General features: G+C 35.5%; 4 protein-coding genes. All 4 read left to right on the forward strand.

Annotation, left to right across the window (positions count from 1 at the left end; translation table 11 throughout):
- Window positions 1-565, forward strand: a 565-nt coding sequence (locus P4L16_07505) for a putative toxin (protein MDR3624966.1), incomplete at its 5' end; no start/stop codon positions are given.
- Between the two features lie 3 nt (window positions 566-568).
- Window positions 569-1141, forward strand: coding sequence for a HEAT repeat domain-containing protein (locus P4L16_07510; protein MDR3624967.1), 573 nt, complete (start codon window positions 569-571; stop codon window positions 1139-1141).
- Window positions 1142-1208: 67 nt separating this feature from the next.
- Window positions 1209-1709 carry a hypothetical protein gene (locus tag P4L16_07515; GenBank protein ID MDR3624968.1) on the forward strand — a complete coding sequence of 167 codons (501 nt, stop codon included), beginning with the start codon at window positions 1209-1211 and terminating at the stop codon, window positions 1707-1709.
- 17 nt (window positions 1710-1726) lie between these two features.
- Window positions 1727-2596 (forward strand): hypothetical protein, encoded by an 870-nt coding sequence (locus P4L16_07520; GenBank protein MDR3624969.1) that lies wholly within the window; start codon window positions 1727-1729, stop codon window positions 2594-2596.
- Window positions 2597-2885: the final 289 nt, after the last annotated feature.

Raw genomic sequence — 2885 nt, forward strand, 5'->3', positions numbered from 1 at the left:
AGGTTGGGCTTTAGTGGCACATGGTCTTGACCAAACAGCAACAGGACTTCAAACAGCCTTTACCGGCCAACATAAATTTACTGTGTCAGAGATGCTGTTACAAAAAACAGGCATGCCAACAAACACAGCATCTCTGGTCAATAATGGAATAAGCATGCTTGGTACCATGGGTGGCGGAGCCATGCTTCAAGGGGGGCGAACTGCTGTTAGATTAAGTAGTGCTGATTTGGCTTATTGGTCAGAAAATTCAATGGATCTTGTAAGAAAAGTAGGAGCTTCAGGAGAAAACGCCGTTGGAATTAGCGGAAATAAAGTACGAATACCATCATTAACATCAACAGCACAATACCGAATTCCAGATCAACTTACCTCTTCAGTATTAGTAGAAGTAAAAAATGTAAACAAGTTGGCATTGACAAATCAAATTAAAGACTTTCTTTTATACTCGCAACAAACTACAAGACAGTTGATTATTTATGCAAGACCAGATACAACTTTTACAAAACCGGTCCAACAGCTAATTGACCAAGGCCTTATTGTGATAAAACCAATTCCTCTTAAATAATTTATGTTAGATGAAGCTCTTGAAATACAAAAAAAACTTGCAAAAGTAGGAATAGTAATTACCGATATTTACGAATTAGTTAATTCACCACATCCATATCCCAATGCCATACCAGTTCTCATTGATCTATTACACCGAGGAATATCCCAAGACACTCTAAAGGAAGGTATCATTCGAGCTCTTGCTGTGAAAGAGGCAAAAGGAAAAGCAGGAAAAATTTTGATAGAAGAATTTAATAAGATACCTCAGGAGAAGGTATTATTGCGATGGGCAATTGGTAATACAATAGAAATAATAATTGCTAACGAAGATGTACCAGGAATTTTAGAGATCATCAGAAATAAAGCAAATGGAATATCAAGACAAATGTTTGTTCTAGCTCTTGGTAAAGTGAAATCTGAAGATGTTTTGAAAACGCTAGTTGATTTGTTGGCTGATAATGACCTTGTAATACATGCTTTAGAAGCACTTGGGAAATTAAAAGCAATAACGGCAAAAAAAGAAATTAGTCTATTATTAAATCATCCCAAGGCAATAGTAAGAAAAAAGGCTCAGCAGATTTTAAAGAAGCTGTGATAGTGATTGGTGATTAATGACAATTCAATAGCGCCTGAAAAATGGCTAGAATATGGGGTAAAGTAATATGGCAAAGACAGTTAGAACAAAGGTGGGGGATATTTTTTCTGTTAAACTAGACGATGGCAAGAAGTATTTTCAATATATAACTAATGATTTTACTCAACTTAATAGCGATGTTATAAGGGTTTTTAAGACAAAATATCCAATAAATACAGAGCCTGATCTGTTTAAAATTGTTGCTGATGAAGTAGAATTTTATGCTCATGTCGTTATTAAGTGGGGATTTAAATTGGATCTTTGGGAGAAGGTTGGAAATATACCGTTTGCTAGAGAAATTGAAGCTCTATTTAAGGATACAAATGATTATGGTTCAAAAGTTGATGAAGAACCAATAAAAATATCAGATAAATGGTATGTATGGAGAGTTAATGAAGAATTTAAGAGAGTAGGCAAATTAGAAGGAGAAAATCGAAAAGCAGAGATTGGTGTTGTTATTTCTCCTCATCAAATAGTAAAACGAATGGCAACAGGCTCCTATACCTTTGTATACCCTGGTTTTGAGTAAGTTACGCTTTTGATGAAATGTGGAATGGGCTTACCTGCTTAAAAAACATTCAAGAGAATCATCTAGATGCACTACAATTGCCTCTTTTGAGACAAAAGATTTATTCACAGCAAAATCTTCATGTGTTAGTTACATGTGATCAATCCACATTTCAAATGATGAAAAGAGAAAATTTGTTTGCTTTCAATCAAAGTGGGCTAGCAAACGCTTGTACTTCAAAAATTGATATTTCAATACCTAAAATAAGCTTACATCTCATCACTACACAATTTTCAAATGCTTTTATTTATCAAACAATACCTGTTGTTTTTTCTAACCATATTGACTTTCCTGCACTGTGTGTTGCTGCTGCACTTTTACTTTTTTTGCAAATAAATTATTCAAAAGCCTACCATACGCATTGTGAACCCAATGGTAAATTTGGCACACTGGCATTACATATGTCGGATGTCCCTAGCATTTCAAAAGGCTTAGATACCTTCAAAATAATCATGGAAAAACTTGCAAAGGGTGATTTTTCACAATCTGACTTAATACAAGCACAGCTTTACGCTATTCAAGGAATGAACTGGACGTCTGCATTTTCTAAAGATCGCGCAACTCTTGCTTATCACAGCTTTATAAATGGCACTAAAATGGGACTACTACAAGAGATCCAAAGCAACATCCTGAATGTTTCTTCACAACAAGTTTCTGAGGCTGTTAAAAACCATATTCTTGCAAACATGGATAAAAGTGTCATAGCTGCCTTTGTAAACAAAGATCATGTCGAGAAAGAAAATAAGATCTTAACAAGACAAGGAAGAGAGCTTCCTGTTATTGATTTAAATATTTGTAAGCAAGAGCGCTGTTCAACCCAGATGCGAAGAATGCTTGGGTTAGTTTGAACAGCCAACGCACAAAATACTCTCCACTTAGATTATCACACTTCTAGCCTTCTTCAAGCTAAAAGACAAGCACTCTCTCCAAATACCATCGCCTATACTCTTTATGAATACGATTCCAGAGGTAATTTAATTCAAAAGGTAGATCCAAAAAGAAAACCTATGATGGCTTGAATCGTATAAAAACAGAAACGACTCCCAATGGCGATACTACCCATTGGGAATATCAAGGAAGTTGCATGTATTGCATTCTTCCCAGCAATGAGCTCATAGGCAAACGCTATGAGGCAGG

The organism is Chlamydiales bacterium (assembly GCA_031292375.1).
Classification (GTDB): domain Bacteria; phylum Chlamydiota; class Chlamydiia; order Chlamydiales; family VFKH01; genus JARLHF01.

What these genes read in the sequence shown, in the direction of transcription:
- P4L16_07510 (MDR3624967.1), top strand. Translation starts at nt 569, where the DNA reads ATGTTAGATGAAGCTCTTGAAATACAAAAAAAACTTGCAAAAGTAGGA.
- P4L16_07515 (MDR3624968.1), top strand. Translation starts at nt 1,209, where the DNA reads ATGGCAAAGACAGTTAGAACAAAGGTGGGGGATATTTTTTCTGTTAAA.
- P4L16_07520 (MDR3624969.1), top strand. Translation starts at nt 1,727, where the DNA reads ATGTGGAATGGGCTTACCTGCTTAAAAAACATTCAAGAGAATCATCTA.